The organism is Flavitalea antarctica (assembly GCF_054461535.1).
Map to the genome: position 1 here is coordinate 129,444 of NZ_JBTLQG010000006.1, position 21,398 is coordinate 150,841.

Here is a 21,398-nt window from a genome sequence, read left to right on the forward strand (position 1 = left end):
AATCATGCAAGATCTTCCGGCATTTTTTTGACTTTCATTCTCACCCACCAGGTCAAATCAGGCTTGTTTAAGGGAATAAGTTGTAATTTATGCCCTCGTTACCCTCCCGCTAAATCCAGGACGAAGGCGGGCAAACCAACTTTTATATCTTAAATTGAACAGATGAGTCTTAAAGGACCGATTGTGATCATCGAAGATGATGTAGATGACCAGGAGTTTTATGCAAGCACACTTCAGGGCCTTGCTATTGAGAATGAGGTGATATATTTTCAGGCAGCTGAAGACGCTTATCAATTTCTTGAAGCAACCGAAAAAAAGCCTTTTCTTATTATCTGCGATATTAATCTGCCCGGAATTACCGGAATAGCATTTAAAAGAAAGATCCACGAGAATACCTATCTACGGAACAAAAGTATTCCTTTTATTTTCCTGACGACAAGCAGCGATAAAAACACAGTAACGGCAGCCTACGAGATGATGGTCCAGGGATATTTCGTTAAACCGAACAGTGTTACAGAGCTTACCGCCCTGCTTGACCAGATTATCCGGTACTGGAGAGTCTGTAAACATCCCAACTCGGAATAACTACATCCCGAAAACGATAACTCATTTCAGAATTGACCCTTTAATCCTGACCGCCTTGACTTTTTCAAAAACGTTTACAGGGAGGATCTTTCCTTCAGCATCAAAATGCAAGGGCGATATACATGTTTCCCTGTTGAAACCGTTTCCACCAGGGATTTTGAACCGATGATAAACGATATACCATTCATCTTTTCCGGGGATTTGTAAAACTGAGTGATGACCGGCAGCCTTCACAACTCCTTTCGCTTTGAGTATAGGCCCACCTTCCGCTTTTGTGAAAGGCCCGAGCGGCGAATCAGCAGTTGCATACGATACACAATATCTTGGATCGCGGGTATCATTTTCAGACCACATCAGGTAATACTTACCATTTCTTTTTAACATAAACGGTGCTTCGTTATAAGCAATCGGTCGGAATGACTTAACGCCAGCCGGGTCAAAGGAAACCATATCATCATTTAACTTCACGGCATGGCAATTTCCCTGACCGAAATATAAATAGGAAGCACCATCATCGTCCGTAAACACCATCGGATCAATCATCTGACCAGGATATGCACCTTTGGCCACCAGCGGTTTTCCAAGAGCATCTTTGAATGGCCCCTTAGGTTGATCGCCGGTAGCGACCCCTATGTTGCCATCTGCCGAAAAGTAAAAATAATATTTACCATTTTTGAAGACTATCGACGGAGCCCATGCTTTTGTAGTCGCCCAGCTTAGATCCCGGCCAACGTTCATGACCTCTCCTTCATTTGTCCAGTATTGTAAATCGTTGGACGACCAGGCAGAGAACGAAATCGAGTTCCATCCCGGGCTGCCATCTGTTGTAGGATAGATATAATACTTTTTACCAAATACGGCAATGTGGGGATCCGCATACAATCCTGTAAGCACGGACATCGGAGCATTGGTTGTATCATTACTTGCCTGCGCACTGGTATCGATCATAAATTGCGTGAGCAAAAAAGTACTAAAAAAAAGTTTTTTCACCGGTGTATTGATTAAAGTTGAATGGCTATATGGGTTCAAAATACATGATTTTCGTTCATCCCGCTTAGATATCAGTGAAATTAGCCGTTTTTAACTTTTTTGAAATTTACCGGTAATTCAGCCGTTCCGGTTTTAGTTTCTTATCGGTGAACTGTGTTTACGACAAGGGAGAAATTTGAAGATCCCAATACCGATTCAAGGCTTATCTTAGTTTACGAATAGTATAATTTGATTTCATGACAAACATCCTTGCCATATCCACGATCCTCATTTTAGTAAGTTTTTTTTCAGCCACTGAACCGCTCTCACAGCCGGTACCAGGCAAATTCACCATTCACAAATCTGATAAGACTTTGAATTATGTCGAATTGATCCAGGATACCAGCCCCATAATTGCCCCCGGTGCCCGGCTTCACAAGATCAGTGACCAGTTTAAATTCACAGAAGGTCCGGCAGCAGATAAAAATGGTGATGTTTATTTTACTGATCAACCAAATAACAACATCTGGAAATATGATTCAAAAGGCAAGCTGACCCTCTTCCTGTCAGGGGCCGGCAGATCCAATGGATTGTATATTGACCGAAAAGGAAACATTATCTCCTGTGCTGACGAAAACAATGAACTGTGGCAGATTTCCAAATCAAAAAAGACCAAAGTCCTTGTCAAAGATTTTGATGGTAAACGATTGAACGGCCCGAACGATCTTTGGATACATCCTAATGGAGATATATATTTCACTGATCCATTTTATAAAAGAGATTACTGGAAACATACCGCCCAGGAGCAACCGGGACAATATCTTTTTTATTATAACCGTAAAAGCGGCAAGGTTTTACCACTCGACACAACGTTCAACAGGCCAAACGGTATCGTAGGTACCGCCGACGGTAAATATCTGTTTGTTGCCGACATAGGGGCCGGCAAAACTTACCGGTACGAGATACAGGCGGATGGAAAACTTTCCCCTAAACAGCTATTTGTTTCCCAGGGTTCCGATGGCATGACCATAGATCAGAATGGCAATCTCTACCTGACAGGAAAGGGAGTGACTGTTTATAATACTGCCGGCACAAAGATCGCTGAGATCCCTGTACCGGCAAACTGGACAGCCAATATCTGTTTCTCAGGCAAAGACAGGGACGTGCTTTTTATCACTGCGTCTGAATCCGTGTTTACCTTAAAAATGAAGGTTAAGGGCTATTGAACCGGCTCTCACATACTTATGCTCCTTCAAATGGATGTTTCCAGGGGGCACGATATTTTCGCCTGAGCATCGCCGTTGCCTGTTCGTCACCTTTTATTGTTTTTGTTTTCGGATCATAAACAAGCGGCCGGCCCAGTTCCATTGACAAGTTAGCTAGTATACAACTCGCAGTGCTGATATGACCTTCCTCGATATCCGCAACGGGCTTTGTATTTTTTTCAATGGCATTAATGAAGTCCAGCATATGCAGGCGGGTTGCAGGTGCGGCATTTAATTCGATCTGTGGTTCATTGAGATCCTCGGGATATTTCTCTTTTTCATAAACGACATCCTCGTGGATTTTATCTCCCTTGCCCTGCGGAACGAAATCATATTGCATGGTACTGCCGGATAAAGTACCCTTATCACCATAGATCTTAAATGACCAGGGATAAGCAGGGTCGGCAGGGGTTCCCCAGCTCCGGTGTTGCCAGATACAATTAAGATCATCATATTCGAACAAAGCAGATTGCGTGTCCGAGATATTTGATTTACCCTCCTTCTGCACATAGATTCCGCCGGTTGAACTTATTTTCTTTGGCCAACCGAGTTTCAGCATCCACCTGACGGTATCGAGCATGTGCACACACATATCACCGGTGATCCCGTTTCCATATTCCCTGAAAGTTCTCCACCATCTTACGTGCGGCAAACCGTCAAACGGCCGCAAGGGTGCAGGCCCGGTCCACATCTCGTAATCAAAAAAGGCCGGAACCGGCTGTACTGCCGGATTTCCATTATTGCGCATATGAAAGTAACAGCACATCTCCACATGTGAGATTTTCCCAAGCAATCCTGCTTCAACAATTTTCTTCTTGGCATTTATGAGGTGCGGTGTACTTTTCCTCTGAGTACCCACCTGCACCACCTTGTTATATTTACGCGCGGCAGCAACCATAGCCTCACCTTCGAGCACATCAACACTTATGGGTTTTTGTACGTACACATGGGCCCCTGATTTCACTGCTTCAATTGCCTGGAGTGCATGCCAATGGTCAGGCGATCCTATCAATACAATATCCAGCTTATTTTCCGCCAGCATTTTCCGGTAATCGCCATACAACGCTGGAACCTTGCCGGATTTCTGACGCTGACTTACCATCTTTCCGGCTTCCGCCAGCAGGTTTTTGTCAGGATCGCAAAGAGCAACAACGTTTACAGGTGACACCTGGATCAGTCTGAATAAATCGCTTTTTCCATACCAACCAGTACCAATTAATCCAACATTATACTGCTTATCAGCTTTGAAAACATTCATACCGCTCGCATTCAGGCCGGCAAGGGCAAGGGAAGCGGTTGCTCCTTTAATGAACCGTCTCCTGTTAAGGTCATATGTATACATGCAACTCGTTATTTGGTTTGTGAAAAAATGAAGTGCCGGTCAAACCCGGCGATCGGACCAAGTTAGTTAATTTAAGAAATATACCATTTTTACATCACCGGTATCTTGATAATAACTTTAGTTCCTGCAGGCTGGCCGTCAGGCAGGGTGATATCCAGGATGTCGACGCTTGCACTCATCGTCATGTGCCTGTTTACGAGGGAAATCCGGTCTTCAGTCAGTTTTATACCCAAAGATTTCCGGGTTGTTGCAGATTTACTTTTTAGTTCGCGGGCATGTGCACGACCGATTCCGTTGTCTTCAATAACACATTGAAGCATTTTCTCGCTGCTCATACTAACCTCAATGCTTAAACGACCTGCGCGCTCCTTATGCAGCAAACCGTGCCAGATAGCGTTTTCCACATAAGGCTGAATGATCAGCGGTGGTACTTCGATACTGTCGGCATTCACATCCGGCGAAATGTTTATGAGATAGTCAAATTTTTTATCAAAACGTAACGCCTCCATTTCTATGTATAGTTTCAGGGCCTCAAGCTCATTCGATAGAATGACATTTTTACTGTTGGAATTATCCAGGATAAGCCTGATCAATTTGGCAAACCGCGTCAGGTAAAGAGATGCTGTTGCCTGGTCGCTCTTGACTATATAACGATTTATTGAATTCAGACAATTGAATATAAAATGTGGGTTCATCTGCGCGCGCAGTGCCTGCATTTCTGCGTCGGCCATACGTTGCTGTGTTGTCAGCAACATTTCCCGGGCCTGCTCTTTTTCTTCCTGCGCCATTGCACGTACAATTTTATTGGCACACAAGGAGGCTATCGTGGTAAGGATAGACAAATGTCTTTCGGTAAAGAACTGTTTTGCGGAATGCTCGCAATCGATAATACCAAGCACCTTACCGTCTGAAATCATAGGCACTGTTATTTCAGAAAAATGCTGTTTCTCGCCAATGATATAGCGTGCGTCAACAGAGGTATCTCCTATCAACTCAGCCACACCGCTTTTCGCAACACTGCCCACAATCCCTTTACCGAGAGGAATAGGTTTAGCATTTTCCAGGATGTTCCGTCTGGGATTATTGTAACCGTATACTGCTTTGGGTACAAGCATTTGTTGTTGGTTATCCAGCAGGTAGATAACACAATCCTCAAAATGTAACCTGGATATACAATTGCGGGCAACGTCTTTTAAGATCGTATCAACCGTTTGTTGTTCATAGAGACTGGAAGCGAAATAATTGATTGCAGTTTGTATCTCCACCTCAGACCTTTCCTCCCTTATCTTCCTGTTCCTGTTCCTGATAAACAGGAAAAGAACCAGCAGTGTCAGCAATATACCCGAAGATATGAACCACCAGGTCTTTTGAAATGGTTGATTGATTCGCATAGGGATGACTGTTATCTTCCCCCATCTGCCGGCGCCGATACTGGCCCTCACCTTAAACTTATACTCTCCGCCAGGTAAGTTTGTATAACTGGCATATCGTCTTGTGCCGGAATAAATCCAATCTTTATCAAATCCTTCAAGCATATATGCATACAGCTGTCGCTCTGGCCGGTTGAAGTCAATGGCAACAAATTCGAATGAAAAAAAGTTTTCGTATGATCTTAGCCTTATCTCATTTCGATTCGATAACTCGCGCTGAAAATTTCTTTCCTTATCAAAGATTTTAAAAGAGTTAATGAACACCTCAGGTTGACTGCGGCTGGATTTTGTAATAGCCGGATCAAAAACATAATAGCCCCCTACAGAAGTCATATACATTTTATTACCGGGCGCCAGGATGAGCCTGATACCAATATCTTCTTTGATGAGCCCGTCCTGGGCATTGAAGCTGGTGACCGTCCGGTCCAGCGGATTTATCATAGACAGGCAAACGGGTGTTATTGCCCAGACATTATCCGTCTCATCTACCTGCAATGCAGTCGCCAGGTCGGCCTGCAAGCCGTCGGCAGCAGTGTATAACTTAACAATCGATGGGCTGTAGCCTTTGCAGTCAAACTGGTAAAGACCAACATCTGTTGCTACCCACATATTACCACGCCTGTCAGCTGTTAATGACCATACACGGTTGCTCGCAAGCAAGTCGTGCCTGTTATACACCGGCAAGAGATTGGTGAACCTTGCGCTGGCAGTATCAAAGACCGAGAGACAACCCCGGATGCCGCCAAACCAGATATTTCCCTTCACATCTTCTGCCACCGTGCGTATAACATCGGAGCCGATAGATTGCTGGTCAGCGGGATCATGGGCATAATGATTTACTTTTTTCGAATCCGGGTTAAGCTCGTACACTCCGTTTACATAGGATGTTATCCAGATATGACCACGGGAGTCCTCCATCAATCGACCAAGGTTATTTGATCGCTCACTGTTATCCGTCCTGACCAGGGCCACCGGCATCAACTTCTTTCTGTCCCTATTCAACTCATAAAAATAATCGCGGGTCAACACCCATACCCTCCCTTTTTTATCCTGCAAAATATCACTAACCACGAATAACTGCTCTTCGCCATTTTTTACAGCAAATGCCAGCCTGGTCGTATCCTTTCGTTTCGCGTCAATAATATACAGGCCGTCCGCATTTGCTGTTCCTATGTAAGTCAGGTTGCTATCACGATCATGTACAATGGTCCGCACCTCGTAGTATTCACCATTGTCCGAATGTTTAACCGGTAATTTCCTGAACGGGAACAGTCTCTTGCGTTGCTCAATTTTTGTGAGCCCGCCTATATGTGAGATCCAGATATTCTTTTCCCTATCCTCAATGACGCTATAGCATATTTTGGAAGGTATGTTTGCATGAAAGCCATCCTGGTCACCAAAAAACAGGAACTGTTTGATCGCGACGCTGAATATCCCAAACCCCTTATCCATGCTTGTGACCCAAAGATCACCACGCGCATTCCGGACAAGATCACTCACAATATTCGCCGTTTCTTTCTTGCTGTTTGCGGTATCGTATTTAAACGTTTGCCAGGATTTGCTGCGGGTATCAAAATGAGATATGCCGCCAGCCCAGCTACCAAGCCAGAAACCGGTACTGTCTGGTACGATTGAATTAAACAGATCATTCCTGAGCATACCAACCTGTAACGGACGCATACGAAAGGGAGTAAAGACCCTGGACTTTTTATTAAAGCTGTAAAGCCCATCGTGCGTAGCCAACCAGAAAATGCCGGCATCATCTTCTTTTATATCATAAACCGAATTGTAAATTTTCCGAAGCTGCGGTGTATAAAAAGGGTCATCAAACCGACTGATAGAGAATTGAGAAAATGTGCCGGTTGCCTGATTAAGATGATATAAACCGTTCTGTGTTACGCCGAGCCAGATCTCATTGTCGCGATCGGCATAGATCGTGGATATTTCACTTGCTGGCAGTGAACCTCTCAGATTATTGGGCGGATAATTTCTGAACAGGCCGGTTTTCTTCTCGTAGCAACTTATGCCACCGGTTAAGAAGGCAATCCAAATGTTGTGATCTTTATCTTCTGCAAGACATGAGATATAGTTTCCGCCAATTGATGTGCTATCACCCGGGATCTTACGGTAAGATTTAAAAGAATAGCCATCAAAACGATTCAGCCCGTCCGGGGTGCCGATCCAGAGATAGCCATCATGATCCTCAAGAAGACGGGTGATCTTCCTGTTAGACAGCCCTTTACTTTCATCATAGTTGGTAACCCGCCACTCAACGGGCATTTGTTGCGCCATCAACATGGCACCATGACAAACTACAATGGACAGGGACAATAAAAATCTGATTGCCGGTTCTCTCAAGTAATATTCTGATTTAAGTAATATTCTGATTTAGCATTTGGAGCGATGTATAGTATTAGCGACAGGCGCTGTTTCACAATTGTTCTCTCGTTGTGAACGCTTGAGAGAACAACATGAGCAACGTCTGAAATTAAGCTTTTAACAGGGGTGGTCACAGACGCTTGAGTAGGCTGCAGACCCGGTTTCGCAGATGGAAGCATTTCACCTGTAGTTGACTACCAGGTTCAAAGAATTTTGATGGTTCAAATTCCCTAAATTACAAATGCAAACATGCTCACATATGAAAAAAACACAAAGTAACAGGAGAAAATTTTTGCTTGATGCTGTAGCGTCCGCAGCCGGTCTCACCATTTTTTCCGCTGTTCCGAAAGCGCTGCTGGCGGGAGAAACGGTTTTAACAACGGAAAATGACGTTCCATATATCTCCACAAACAAAAACTTCCAGGATAAAATAAATTTTGCGGTAATTGGTATCAATCACGGTCATATCTATTCACAGGTCGAAGCAGTGACCCGCGGTGGTGGTAAGCTTGTTTCATTTTTTGCAAAAGAAAAAGATCTTGCTGATGCATTTCAGAAGCGGTATCCAAATGCAAAACTTGCCAGGGATGAAAAGGAAATACTCGAAGATAAATCGATCCACCTCGTTCTAAGTGCTGCTATTCCCGATGAAAGGGGACCGCTTGGCATAAGGGTAATGAAAAGTGGGAAAGATTATATGGCAGATAAGCCAGGCATTACCTCCCTTGATCAGCTAACCGAGATCAGGAAAGTTCAGAAACAAACGGGACGCATTTATTCTATAATGTATAGCGAACGGTTTGAAAACCGGGCAACCGTCAAAGCCGGCCAGATCGTAAAATCAGGGTCAATTGGCAAAGTGATCCAAACTATAGGTCTTGGTCCGCACCGGATGACACCAAAATCAAGACCTTCCTGGTTTTTCGATAAGAAATATTTTGGTGGAATAATTACAGACATTGCCTCACACCAGTTCGACCAGTTTTTGCACTTCACCGGATCCACCCAGGCCGAGATCGTAAGTGCCCAGGTGGGAAATATAAACAATAAACAATATCCTCTGTTTGAAGACTTTGGTGATGTGATGGTAAAGGGTAATGCGGGTATGGGTTATATCCGGGTTGACTGGTTCACTCCCGACGGTTTGAAGACCTGGGGTGATGGACGACTAACTATACTCGGCACAGAGGGCTATATCGAGATTCGAAAAAATATAGATATCGCCGGCCGTGAAGGTGGCAGTCACCTGTTCGTAGTCAACCAGAAAGAAACCCAGTACATTGACAGCAGTAAGGAACCCCTCACCTACGGTGCCGACCTGGTTAACGATGTCCTTAACAGAACAGAAACTGCCATGACACAAGCTCATTGTTTCCTCGCAACTGAACTTGCACTAAAGGCTCAGAAACAGGCAAGGCCGGTTACTTTAACCTGAGGAAGCATATGTTGAATTGATTAACTGAGTATCGTTTTATTCCCCTCAGAACTTGTAGGCTAAAGTTGCCACAAATTGTGTTGGGGGTATAGGATTGATACTGTAATTTTCGTGAACGTAATAGTTGTAAGTGTTTGTGATATTTGAAACTTTAGCCAGCAAAGAAATTTTCCGGTAAACATACCCGGCAGTAAAGTCTACTGTCGCAAAGGCATCTACGGGAATGCGGCGATCGTATCCCTGTGCCTGGCCGATAGTATTGTTCCAGCCACCGACGCGTTTTCCAATGTAATTAAACGTAGCACCCGCTTTAAATCCCCTCCACGAATAAAAAGCACTGGCGTTGGCGGTGTGTGCAGGATTATTAACAAGACGTTCCTTTTCAACATAGTTTCCTTTTACGTCCGGCGTTTCTGTGTAACGCATAAAGTTGTAGCTATAACCTGCGGTAACACTTAACCCTGTTACAGGTTGACCGACTATATCCAGCTCAAATCCATCACTGGTGGTTTCACCGGTAAGCTCTTTCAGTGAAGTATTGTTATTTGGCGTCACTCCATCTGCTGCAAACTGTGCGGTTTGAGCGAGGTTATTATTGATGATCCTGTAAAATGTGAGGTTGGCAGAAATCAAACCATTGAAAAAATCATTTTTGATTCCCGCTTCGAACTGGTCGATAATTGATGGATCAAGTGCACCACCATAAACATCGGTTCCGCTGTTTACCGTAAACGAATTGGCATAGCTTACAAACAGTGAGGTTGTTTCCAGCGGCTTATAGACCAGGCCTACCCTTGGCGTAAATGCCTGGTCGTTTTTAACAGCTCCACCTTTATTCGACTTGTTGGTAATGAGAGAGGTGGTATCGATCCTGCTTGCTTCCTGGAACGACCATCTGACACCTGCCAGCAATTTAAACTTATCAGACAAACTGATCAGATCCTGTACGTAAACGCCCGTTCTTACAACAGGTGTTTCGGTAAAGCGGGTAGCCGTTGCCGTTGGAATATCAGTTCGTGGTATAAACTTTTCCGGATCAAGAATATTGATCTTGTCATAGGTAGCAGGTACATTGTATGCATAAGCCTTTGTGAGGTAATTTTCAGCGTCTGCACCTGCAAGCAGGGTATGCTGGACCTTACCTGTTTTGAATTTACCAGTCAGATCCACCTGCCCGATGAAATAATCTTCTTCATTGTTCTGACGGCCAAGAGGCCTCGTCCAGTCTCCATTCGCTGCAGCCTGTATTCTTTCGGTTGAAAAATAGTCGCGTCTGTAATTCTGATAGGATCCGTTGACCGTAAGGTCCCAGTTTGTGTTGAGAGAATGTTTAAGACTGAACCCTGCAGTTGCCTGTTTTGATTTAGCGTATTGCCATGGTGTGCCAAAAAAAGAGGACCTTGGAACATCAGGTATTTTGGTGTTGTCGAGTGAGCCTATACCAAAATCAGGTGTAAAATCATGCCTGAGATAATCGCCCTGAACGGTTAACTCGGTTTTTTTACCAAGCTTAAAAAGAAAAGAGGGATTGAAATAATATCTTTCAGAATGAACATTATCCCTGAAACTGCTTGCTTTTTCATAGGTTCCGTTAACCCTGAAAGCAATGTTTTTACTGATGGGACCGTATAAATCAACTGTCGGTTTAAACAAGTCATAACTGCCGGCACGCATACTTACTTCTCCACCCCAGTTAAACTTTGGCTTCTTGGTAACCATATTGACAACCCCGCCCGGCGCAACATTACCATACAAGATCGCTGCACTGCCCTTCAAAACTTCGACTCTCTCCAGGGAACTCATTTCAGGCATTACACCGGTGTTTACCCTGGATCCATTCTTAAACAGATTATTAGCACCCAGGCCATATCCCCTGGCTGCAAAAGTTTCCTGGGTAGAGGCTCTTGTGGTGGACAGGTATACTCCATTTACATTTTTCATGACATCGCTCAACCGCTGGACCTGCTGATCTTCCATAAGTACAGATGAAATTACGGTTACGCTCTGGGGCAGATCTATGGGAGAGATAGGAACCTTGCCGATGGTAACGGGTTTTTTGTTGAGACTTCTCTGTCCCCTCACGATAACTTCATCTAATTGTGCGGAATTCTCGTCGAGCCTGATCTCCAGGTTGACAATCTGATCATCTTTTAAGTCAACGATCGTTTCTTTTGTGCTTAATCCGGAATGAGAGGAAACGACAGTAAAAGCACCGGTTGAAAGGTTTTTAATAACAAACTGGCCGTTTTCATTGGTAACGGCCGTTTTGTGGAGATTTTTATTATCCTGTGTTTTGATCGCGATGTTTACGTAAGCTGCAGGCTGGCCGTCGGTGGTGGACACCCTGCCTTTTAGAACGGCTGACTGGGAAATTGCGGTGTGAGTAAGTAAAAGAAAGAGCACAAACATGTATAAACGCCTCATCTAGAATATTTTCTGCAAATAAACGCTTAGTTCATGCTTCGGTGTTATCGAAATCGGGAATAGCATTTACTGTATGCGGAATATTCAGCGGTCCGGAGCAAACCATTACACAGCAGGACCTGAAAGTCAATTACCAGCAAAATCGCGTTATTGGTCATCGAACGGCTGGAAACCGGGATGAGCACAAGCATCCGGGAGAAGTAATAAACCCGGCTGCTTGACTTATCGGTCCAATACATCCTGCCATTCCTTGATTCTTTCGAAGGAAGAATGCGCGAAGGAACATTTAGGAATTACTTTTATTTTTTTTGCACGGACATATTCCACCAGTGCCTCCAGCAAGTTGGTGCCTATCCCATTTCCCTCCATTTCTTCGTCGACACCGGTATGGTCAATAATCATCTTATCTTCTTCCAACATCTGATAATGGACCTCTCCTGTCCGTTCGCCCTCGTGAATATAGTAAAAGAACCCCCCTGAACCATTTTGAATGTGCTGAATGTTGTTATCCATACAATTTGATCTTACATGTAACGATTACCGTGAGGAAAAAGTTTGCGATCTGACCCGGGCCGGCGGTCATAAGCTATAGAGCTGCTCAAATGCTGGCCAATCAATAGAAAGAACGTTAAACCGTTAACAATCGAAAAAAGAATGGGTATTCCATTCTTTAATCAGCAAAATGCTATTTTTTTACAGCATCCGGCTTTTTGTTTTCCGCTTCAGGATCCGCATCAACTTTCTTGGCCTTCAGATCATAATTAGTCACCTGTTCCTCTTTACCTTTTTCCTGTTCAGGATCTTTATCAACACCCTGGGCAGAAGAATTTGATGGTTCTGCTTTCATTGTTGTTTTTTCTTTATTCATAACTTTATGTTTAGACTGATGGTCTTCTTCACAAAGTACAAACCTGGTGCCAGGCGGTAATAATTAGATGAACCTATATTTATTGTGCTTAAATCCCGATTTAATCTTACATTATTGTGCGAGCCAGGTGCTTAACAAACAGCACCCAAATTGAGTAAAGTGAAAACCAAAAAAGAGAATTCAAAGAAACAAGGGAACCCGGATTTGGTGCCGGCAAAGTCCTCAAAGTCTAAAAATCCCCCAGCCCCATTTCCGGTTGTGGGGATTGGTGCTTCGGCCGGAGGTATTGAGGCCATCATGAACCTGCTATCCAATCTTGCCCCTGATCTGGGCATGGCTTACGTTATTGTACAGCATCTTTCACCTGACCATAAGAGTATATTGCCGGAATTGCTGGAAAAGAAAACTTCTATGAAAGTTCACCAGGTAACGGATGGCATAAAGATCGAGCCCAATAATGTCTATGTTATTCCCCAGGCAACATATATGGTTATTGTGGATGGACATCTTTCGCTTACCGGGCGGACAAAGGGAGACAAACGGGTACCGGTGATTGATCACTTCCTGGAAACGCTCGCCACTGTTTATCAGAATACCGCAATAGCCGTGATACTTTCCGGAATCGGGTCGGATGGGACTGCCGGGGTGCAGGCCATCAAAGCAAATGGTGGAATTACTTTTGCCCAGGATGACTCCGCGCTGTTCCAGGGTATGGCAAGAAATGCATATGAGTCCGGCTACGTTGACTTCGTTATGTCACCGGCGACCATCGCAAAAGAACTGGCTTCATTTGCAACCCACGACTATACGAAGTTTGGGAGTCTCGATAAAATCGAGACGAATAAGAGAGAATTAAAAAAAATTCTGTCATTATTATATAATACTTCAGGGGTTGATTTTTCTCAGTACAAACAGACAACTATTGAACGCCGGCTCCTGCGCCGCATGGCGCTCAACCGGCTCAACACTCCGGAAGAATATAGCAGGTTCCTGAGATCTAACCGTGCAGAGGCCGAACTGCTGTACCGGGATTTACTCATCAATGTAACCCGCTTTTACCGGGAGCCGGCGGTCCTGAACACGATGAAAAAGCGGATCTTTCCTCTCTTGTTCAAGAATCGAAAGCCAAGTGATACCGTCCGGATCTGGATACCCGCTTGCGCAAGCGGAGAAGAAGCCGGTTCAATGGCCATCGCCTTGTTTGAGTACCTGGGCGAAAGCGCAATCGGTACTTCTATACAGATCTTTGGAACAGACCTGAGTGATGTGGCCATTGACAAAGCACGATCCGGCATTTATGCTGCTGCTTCCCTGCAGAACCTGCCTCCAAACCTTGTGCAAACATATTTCACGAATGTAGATGGCAGGTACCAGATTATTAAGCCGCTCCGCGATATCTGCATATTCGCAAACCACAACTTATTGAAAGATCCCCCTTTTTCAAAGATCGATCTGATCAGTTGTCAAAACGTGTTGATTTACCTTGCACCGGCCGCCCAGAAAAAAATATTACAGGCTTTTCATTACGCACTTAAACCATCCTCATTCCTGGTGTTGGGAAAATCTGAAAGCGTAGGAACTGAAACCGAACTTTTTGAGACTGTAGATAAGGAAGATAAGATCTATACAAACAGATCAGTCAATACCCATCTTAATTTCAATTTTTTCTCCAGGCCACAGCGGTTAGTACCCAATGAGAACACACAAAACACAGAAAAAATTCCGGTAAGCCGTCTTGACTATGATATTGAGAAGGAGACTGACAAGATCCTGCTGAGCAAATATGTTCCTGCCTGTATCCTGGTGAACAAGGATTTACAGATCATCCGCTTTAATGGTCCTGTAAACAAATATCTACAACCAGCTTCGGGAAAAGCGAGCCTCCACCTTTTAAAAATGGTTAAAGATGAACTAGTCTTTGAGTTAAGGGGATTGATTCAAAAAGCAAAAATAGAAGGGATCGAAGTAAAAAAAGAGGGCATCGTTCTCAACGAACGCGGGCAAAGTCACGAAGTTGACGTGGAGGTTATTCCGATGAAATTCAGCGCTGAAGGCTCCTTTTATCTCATCATTTTTACCGAGAGTACTCCCGCGTCCATGTTGAACCCGCCGGAAGCAATTCATCCTACTGTAGCAACTTTCGACGATAAACAGAAACGAATAAACCTTCTTGAAAATGAGCTGAGATCTGCGCGCAGTCATATGAAGTCTATGAATGAGGAGTTCGAGTCAACCCGTGAAGAACTTCAGTCCGCCAATGAGGAAGTACTGTCGACAAATGAAGAACTACAAAGCATTAATGAAGAACTCGAAACCTCTAAAGAAGAGCTCCAGAGTACAAACGAAGAACTAATTACAATCAATGAAGAACTGCAACTGAGAAACGATGAGCTCAAAGAGTCGGTTGATTATATCCAGGGCATCGTGGAAACAATCAGGGAGCCCTTAATAGTATTGTCAAAGGATCTTCGTGTGAAAACTGCGAACAAAGCATTTTACTCGACATTCAAGATAGTAAAAGATAGTGTGGAAGGATATAATCTCAGGGAAATTGGTGACAAGATGTTCGATTCCCATGAGCTGAAATCGCAACTAAAGCTGATTATAGATAAAGGCGTTGCTTTTCAGAATTTCGAGGTTAGGGGTAACTTTTCATACCTGGGTGAAAGGGTCCTGTTATTTAATGCCATGCGTATGGTCGGGGATGCCGATAATAAAATGCGGATCTTATTGGCAATAGAGGATGTGACTGCCAGAAAAGTAAGTGAAGAGGACAAAGCGAATCTTATTGATAAGTTGGCCGGTGAACAGCAGAGACTTAATGTGATCCTCAACAACATGCCTGCGGGCATCATCATAGTCGATGACAAACAGCAGTTGGTGTTCTCAAACTCTGCTGCGCGAAAAATTTTAGGTGACCAGGACTTTGCCACGTTGTTTAATGTCGAAGAAATTCTTAAGGAAGAAATGGTCCAGGATAAAGAGGTGATGATTACTACAACAGACCAGGTCATTTATTTGTCGGTTAATAGCGAAAAGATCATTGATACAGACAGTCGGAGAGAACTGGCAGTTATCAATTTTATAGACATCACCCGCAGAAAGAAAGAGGAAGTTGCGTTAAAGTCTTTGCAGGAGAGCCTGAACGTTGCACTGGAAGCCGCACAGATGGGAATCTGGGATCTCGACCTGCAGTCAGGTCTCTTTCGTCGCAGTCGCCGCTATGATCAGTTAATGGGTTTTGAGCAACTCTCAGAGGACGCTTCTTTGCAGGCGAGTTTTAAACATATTATGGACGAGGACCGCGGGCTATTGGAGAGTAGCTTCAGGAGCCTTGAAAAAGCTGGAAAGATGAATGTGGAGGTGCGGGTAATAAATAAGAACACTACCCGGTGGGTGACTGTTTTTGGAAGAACTTTCTACAATTCACAGGGCGAAGCAGTGCAGGCTGCAGGTGTATGTTTCGACATTACAGACCGGAAATTATCGGACCACCACAAAGACGAATTCATTGCAATTGCCAGTCATGAATTAAAGACCCCGATAACAAGCATCCGCTCTTATACCGATCTGTTGACAGAAATGCTGGAAGAAGAAAATATAATGACAGCAAAAGAGATCACGCCAAGACTGGCAGGACAGGTAGAAAGATTAACCGGGCTCGTGATTGATCTTCTTGATGTGACGAAGATCAATGAAGGCCAAATGCAACTTTCAAGAGAAAAAACCAACATCAATTTACTTATTGAGAAATCAGCGGCCGAAATACAACGTGGTTTGAAAAAACACCGGCTTGAATTGAATTTACAACCCTGCCCGGATGTGCTGGCTGATGTTAACCGTATTGAACAGGTATTATTGAACCTCATATCCAATGCGGTTAAATATTCGCCTGAAGCACCCATTATTCATATCAGCACCAGCCTTGAAGGCGGGCGGGTCCTTGTTAGCATCAGGGATTCAGGGATCGGAATGCCGGAGGTTACCCGACGGAAAGTATTCGAACGTTTTTTCAGGGATAGTGAGGCTATCCCAAGTTCACCGGGCATGGGCCTTGGACTGTTTATTGCATCAGACATAGTAAGAAGACATGGGGGTGAAATATGGGTAGAAAGCCAACAGGGCAAAGGATCAACCTTTTATTTTAGCCTGCCAGTCCCACTGTGATCATCGCTTCAAATTTTTATATAGACTCCATTATGTCACTACTATGTCACTAAGCGAAGGGAAAAAGACAGTCCTCATCACCGATGATGATCAGGCAATACTGGATGCACTTGAAATGGTGTTCAAACGAAATGGGTATCGTGTTATCTGCTATTCCAATGGTAACGCGTTGCTCCAGGACAACTTTGAAATTCCGGACATTTTTTTGATTGACCGGCAGTTATCAGGAGTAGATGGATTGGATTTATGCAGGCACCTCAAGGCAGGTGCAAACACAAATCAGATTCCTGTTATCATATTTTCAGCTTCACCTCATGTTCAGAAACCGGCCATCGCTGCCGGCGCCGACGACTTTATCGAAAAACCCTTTTCTAATAAAGCTGTCCTGGATCTTGTGGCACACTATGTATAAACTGTGAAAAAGTTTTCCCTTTTGATCTCCCGGGTATACTCATGTTCAACCGCGGCTATCGAAAGATGCACTGTCATGAAGTGAGAACAATAAGTTCCTCATCGTCTCAATGTAGCCTGCAAATTCATCTGCCCGTTTAAGATAATCTCCGGAAAGTATAGAAAATCCTTTAACCTTCTCCTGGTCAGAAAGTTTCAATAGAAGATTTGTTTTCTCTTCCATCATTCTGACAGATATCCAAAGGGCTGTTTCCAGCTTTTTGTTCTGCAGACGATACAGTTCCGGTTCAGTATATTTGTGGCCGGTGTAACAACGGTAACTTATCAGTCCGTTATCTTTTCTTTCCCATAATCTTCCGCCACAATCCGGGCAAGAATAGACCGTGTGTTTGCCTGGAGGCATTGTTTCAGTGACGCCGGAAGCGGCGAATTCAGCTATCCCTGCTTCCTTCTTAAGTTCTTCCGGGACAGTGATGCCTTTGATTAATTTTTTTGATACAATATCACCAACAATCTTTCCCATACCTCCCAGTCGGGAGACGTGACTAACTTCCATTGCATTCAATACCGCCAGGGGCATGTCCGGGAACTGTGCTTCTTCGGGGTCCTGAACTATCGTTGTACCTCCGCAACCCGCGATGGCGAGCATGCCTGCTGTACCATCGGCAAGCAGGCCGGTAAGGATGATCCCGATTACCCTTTCACCATGTGCCACAGCAGCGGATCGAAAAAGTATATCTATAGATGGGCGCCAGCGGCTTTCCGGTGGCCCGGAAGTTGTGAGCATCACGTTCTCTTTTACAATCAGGTGATAATCAGGACGGGCAACATATATGTGCCCATTTTGAAACGGAACGCCATTTGCAGCGATATGACAAGGCAGTCTTGAATAGCTTTGAATCTTGTCCCTTAAGAACGTTCCGATGCCTGTGTCGGAGAGATGAAGGATCACGAACACCGCAGCGTTAATTTCCGGGTCGAGCTGGCCCATCAACTCAGCGAGCGGTATCATCCCTCCGGCGGAAGCACCAACAACGACAATAAATGGACTTTCAGTCATAAGAAATTCGCAAAATTTGTTATTATTACATGACTGAAAATAAAGTGGATAAAAATTATACCGCAATCAGGATAAGCGATTGCCCTTTCATGATGTAAAAGCGTTCTCAAAAAACGCATTTGCCAGGATTATGCAAAGTAGTATCAATAATAAGGCGTCGCTTGCAGAAATGTTAACAGACTGCAGCATAGACAGGGTGATGGCCATTGATCTTAACTGGGATATTATTGCCTGGAATCAGGCCTCAGAAATTGCTTCGGGATTATCCAGGCAAGATGTACTGGGTAAAAATCTTCTGGAAGTTTTTGGCTCCCTGAAATCAGACAAGGAAATCATGCATGCCATTCACGGTGCATTTCTGGGGAACAAAACATTTGTCCTTTCTGACAGGTCCAAACTGCACCGGTATTATTACGAGAACCATTTTATTCCGCTGAAAGAAAACGGAAGAAAGGTTATCGGGGTAATGAATATTATGCATGATGTGGCGCATCGTATAAAAGCCGAAAATCAGCTACGTGATCTGAATGTCACCCTGGCGGAAAAATACAGGCAGCTTGAAAAGTTGTCCGAGGAACTTACAAGCTTTACCTCAATCACTACTCACAACATCAAGGAACCTTTACATTTTATATATACATCTCTTGAGCTGCTGATGAAAGCGGAAGGTCGTGTACTGGCTGACAGTAGTAAAGCCAATCTCCGGCGGATGCAGGTTTCTTTAAACCGCGTCAACAGGTTGATAGATGACATCGTTGAACTGTTTAAGATAAATGCTGCAACACAACCAAGCGTGCCGGTAGATCTGAACAATGTCCTGAATAAAGTAAAACAGAATTTTCACCGGAAAATATCTGAAAGAAGTGTCACGATAAATGCGGCGGCTTTGCCTGTAGTGACAGGTATACCCGATATGATCCAACTCCTGTTCCAGAATCTTATTGATAACAGTATCAAGTTTCAGCAGGAAGGAAAACCCCCGGTAATAACAATCGCCGCACGCGACGCTCGTATGGATTCAAAAACCCATGAACCTGATTCTAAAGGAGATCTTTATCAGTGTATAACCTTCACTGATAATGGCATTGGAATATCAACTGAAGATCAAAGCAAAATATTTGGCATGTTCGTACAGCTTCACGAAAAAAAGAAATTCCCCGGTTCGGGTCTTGGACTAACCTTCAGCCAAAAAATCATGGAAACACATGGTGGCTTTATAAAAGTTGAAAGCACTGAGAATGTTGGATCTTCTTTTTCGTGTTATTTCCCGAATGACGCCACTGGTAACTGACTGCCTTCGTTCAATTGCATAAGTTTGAAAATGGGCAACCAGATTGTTTCCGGAGATGGATAATCGTGCCAGCCATAGAAATGATCGCAGTATTCACTGAAACCACACAAACCGCGTTTTTCATAATCAGGGCCAGCTCACCCATGACCCAACATGCCTGCGAAGTTATAGACCCCTGAGCTCCCACAAGGGGCCGGGGTATCACATATAGCGTCGGCTATGCATACCCGTGGAATTATAATAAGTATGGACGGAGAACCGCAACGTCGGCGCCCGATGAATACTGATCTGCATGTTACTGTAAACTGGCTGGAGGATCCGGGGCTTGAATATGTATTGGACAGGTTAAGGAGAGTTATCAGCAACACGCGTAATAGTTCAGTTTGAGGACCGCTCCTTTGCATTGGAAACAGCGACAGTACCGATATTTGAAGCAGGTTCAGCGCTAAGCATTGCACGCATGGCTGATACGAGGTCCGCAACACTATTCGTTTTCTTAACACAAGAGTTGGCACCCCAGCTACGTGTCTCCTCGGTACTCACTTCGTTCACCCCGTTAGAATAGATAACAATCCGGGTGTCCGCGTGACCATCTTTGGCACGAATTCTCCTGACGCACTCAAAGCCGTCTATTTTGGGCATATTGATATCTACGAAAATAACATCAGGTTTCAGGTAGTTAAGAATTTCCAGGGCCTGCTCCGCACTTTGCGCGTATGTACACTTGCAATGGACATGCAACTTAGAAAGCGCCTCCATGAAAATCTCTAGCTCATCTTCATCATCGTCGATCAAAAAAAAGTGCTTACACATATGCGTTCATTTTGTGATAAGGCGTTCGTTTAATAAGGTCTTCATTTTGCGGTCCGTTTAAACGGGTTTATGGGCAAGTTCCTTTTATAAAATCGGCTTTCTTAATAGCCTGCGTGGATGTGACAGCAATCATTAAAACAAAAAAAGAATGAGAAACGGATTATAAGATATGTATGTACAAGCCGGAGAAGTGGTCGTCTGTGATTCAAAATTACTGTAAAATTTTATTGCTAATAGATATTCCTTTTCTTTTTTTAAATATAATGCGTATTTTTACTGTCCAGGTATTTGTTTCTTTCCTGTCCTTACATAATCTCATTTTAGCAACTTTTCTTTTCTGTTTCTTCGGGGTATAGATTCGACAGTCCGACTTAGTTCTGCATCGTATGTTCCTGCGCGAGACCCTGTCTACAGGGCGTTTGCGGCACCACTTGAGCTATGCGGAAAGAAAAATCAATTATGTGCAAAGAACAACGAAGCTTCCCGACACAGGAAAGTAAGCGGGAAGTAAGTGAGAATTCTAAGGGAAAAAGAAACCTGCAATGATATTGTGAACTAACCTGTTAATCATGGAGCGTTGTATTAATGTCGGATTTACATTTAACGGAAAAGAATATTTTGCCATTATTCGAAGGCAGACCATTAATAACAAAAAGTATTACAAGATTCGAATAATGAATCAGCGATTGGATGCCTTGTTACACAAAAGCAACTGCAACATCATCAATGAGTATGATGGATATATTGCTCTGCCGGAAGCGGGCAAATGGAGCGAGGGGAGTGAGCTTTTACTTACGATCGCAAAAGAGTTAAAAAAGGAACTTGGCCGGGAAGGAAGAGATCATGACTTCGGGTTTGTTACTGATTTCAGGTTGCTGACACCCTATTAACTGAAGATGTCTGAATATAATTAATGTCAAAAGGTGTATTTACTCTAACCATAGATATAATGGTCCCCG

15 protein-coding genes are annotated in these 21,398 nt (G+C 43.9%); 7 read left to right on the forward strand and 8 right to left on the reverse strand.

The annotated features are described in order from the left end of the window. The first annotated feature begins 162 nt into the window (after nt 1–162). Nucleotides 163–585, forward strand: a complete 423-nt coding sequence (locus ACX0G7_RS08505) for a response regulator (protein WP_458923022.1) — start codon at nt 163–165, stop codon at nt 583–585. A gap of 21 nt (nt 586–606) precedes the next feature. On the opposite strand, the gene ACX0G7_RS08510 is transcribed toward ACX0G7_RS08505, so the two are convergent. Beyond that, nucleotides 607–1,575, reverse strand: a complete 969-nt coding sequence (locus ACX0G7_RS08510; RefSeq protein WP_458923023.1) for a family 43 glycosylhydrolase — start codon at nt 1,573–1,575, stop codon at nt 607–609. A gap of 236 nt (nt 1,576–1,811) precedes the next feature. Here ACX0G7_RS08510 and ACX0G7_RS08515 point away from each other — a divergent pair, with 236 nt between their 5' ends. After that, entirely contained in the window at nt 1,812–2,780 is a 969-nt protein-coding gene (locus ACX0G7_RS08515) for an SMP-30/gluconolactonase/LRE family protein (RefSeq protein ID WP_458923024.1), read from the forward strand. A gap of 16 nt (nt 2,781–2,796) precedes the next feature. Here ACX0G7_RS08515 and ACX0G7_RS08520 read toward each other — a convergent pair whose 3' ends face one another. After that, nucleotides 2,797–4,161 carry a Gfo/Idh/MocA family protein gene (locus ACX0G7_RS08520; RefSeq protein WP_458923025.1) on the reverse strand — a complete coding sequence of 455 codons (1,365 nt, stop codon included), beginning with the start codon at nt 4,159–4,161 and terminating at the stop codon, nt 2,797–2,799. 89 nt (nt 4,162–4,250) lie between these two features. Continuing rightward, a complete protein-coding gene (locus ACX0G7_RS08525; protein ID WP_458923026.1) occupies nt 4,251–7,949 on the reverse strand; it encodes a sensor histidine kinase in 3,699 nt (1,232 codons plus the stop codon). A 280-nt stretch (nt 7,950–8,229) separates the two neighbouring features. Here ACX0G7_RS08525 and ACX0G7_RS08530 point away from each other — a divergent pair, with 280 nt between their 5' ends. Then, entirely contained in the window at nt 8,230–9,405 is a 1,176-nt protein-coding gene (locus ACX0G7_RS08530; protein WP_458923027.1) for a Gfo/Idh/MocA family protein, read from the forward strand. A gap of 45 nt (nt 9,406–9,450) precedes the next feature. Here the strand turns inward: ACX0G7_RS08530 and ACX0G7_RS08535 are convergent, their stop codons facing one another. From ACX0G7_RS08535 to ACX0G7_RS08545, 3 genes are all read right to left on the reverse strand, one after another. Next, nucleotides 9,451–11,829, reverse strand: coding sequence for a TonB-dependent siderophore receptor (locus ACX0G7_RS08535; RefSeq protein WP_458923028.1), 2,379 nt, complete (start codon nt 11,827–11,829; stop codon nt 9,451–9,453). A gap of 222 nt (nt 11,830–12,051) precedes the next feature. Next, nucleotides 12,052–12,342, reverse strand: a complete 291-nt coding sequence (locus tag ACX0G7_RS08540) for a GNAT family N-acetyltransferase (RefSeq protein WP_458923029.1) — start codon at nt 12,340–12,342, stop codon at nt 12,052–12,054. A gap of 172 nt (nt 12,343–12,514) precedes the next feature. Beyond that, entirely contained in the window at nt 12,515–12,697 is a 183-nt protein-coding gene (locus ACX0G7_RS08545; RefSeq protein WP_458923030.1) for a hypothetical protein, read from the reverse strand. A 159-nt stretch (nt 12,698–12,856) separates the two neighbouring features. On the opposite strand from ACX0G7_RS08545, the gene ACX0G7_RS08550 reads away from it, so the two are divergent. Beyond that, nucleotides 12,857–16,864, forward strand: a complete 4,008-nt coding sequence (locus ACX0G7_RS08550; RefSeq protein WP_458923031.1) for a chemotaxis protein CheB — start codon at nt 12,857–12,859, stop codon at nt 16,862–16,864. A gap of 43 nt (nt 16,865–16,907) precedes the next feature. Then, nucleotides 16,908–17,276 carry a response regulator gene (locus tag ACX0G7_RS08555; RefSeq protein ID WP_458923032.1) on the forward strand — a complete coding sequence of 123 codons (369 nt, stop codon included), beginning with the start codon at nt 16,908–16,910 and terminating at the stop codon, nt 17,274–17,276. A gap of 45 nt (nt 17,277–17,321) precedes the next feature. Here ACX0G7_RS08555 and ACX0G7_RS08560 read toward each other — a convergent pair whose 3' ends face one another. After that, on the reverse strand, nt 17,322–18,335 hold the full coding sequence (locus ACX0G7_RS08560) for a chemotaxis protein CheB (RefSeq protein WP_458923033.1): 1,014 nt from the start codon (nt 18,333–18,335) through the stop codon (nt 17,322–17,324). Between the two features lie 130 nt (nt 18,336–18,465). On the opposite strand from ACX0G7_RS08560, the gene ACX0G7_RS08565 reads away from it, so the two are divergent. Then, on the forward strand, nt 18,466–19,626 hold the full coding sequence (locus tag ACX0G7_RS08565; RefSeq protein ID WP_458923034.1) for an ATP-binding protein: 1,161 nt from the start codon (nt 18,466–18,468) through the stop codon (nt 19,624–19,626). Nucleotides 19,627–20,004: 378 nt separating this feature from the next. On the opposite strand, the gene ACX0G7_RS08570 is transcribed toward ACX0G7_RS08565, so the two are convergent. After that, the gene (locus tag ACX0G7_RS08570) at nt 20,005–20,439 is read right to left on the reverse strand and encodes a response regulator (RefSeq protein WP_458923035.1); all 435 of its coding nucleotides are present in this window, start codon (nt 20,437–20,439) and stop codon (nt 20,005–20,007) included. Nucleotides 20,440–21,008: 569 nt separating this feature from the next. Between ACX0G7_RS08570 and ACX0G7_RS08575 the strand changes: the two genes are divergently transcribed. Continuing rightward, complete coding sequence (locus ACX0G7_RS08575; protein WP_458923036.1) at nt 21,009–21,329, forward strand: hypothetical protein; 321 nt, start codon at nt 21,009–21,011, stop codon at nt 21,327–21,329. Nucleotides 21,330–21,398: the final 69 nt, after the last annotated feature.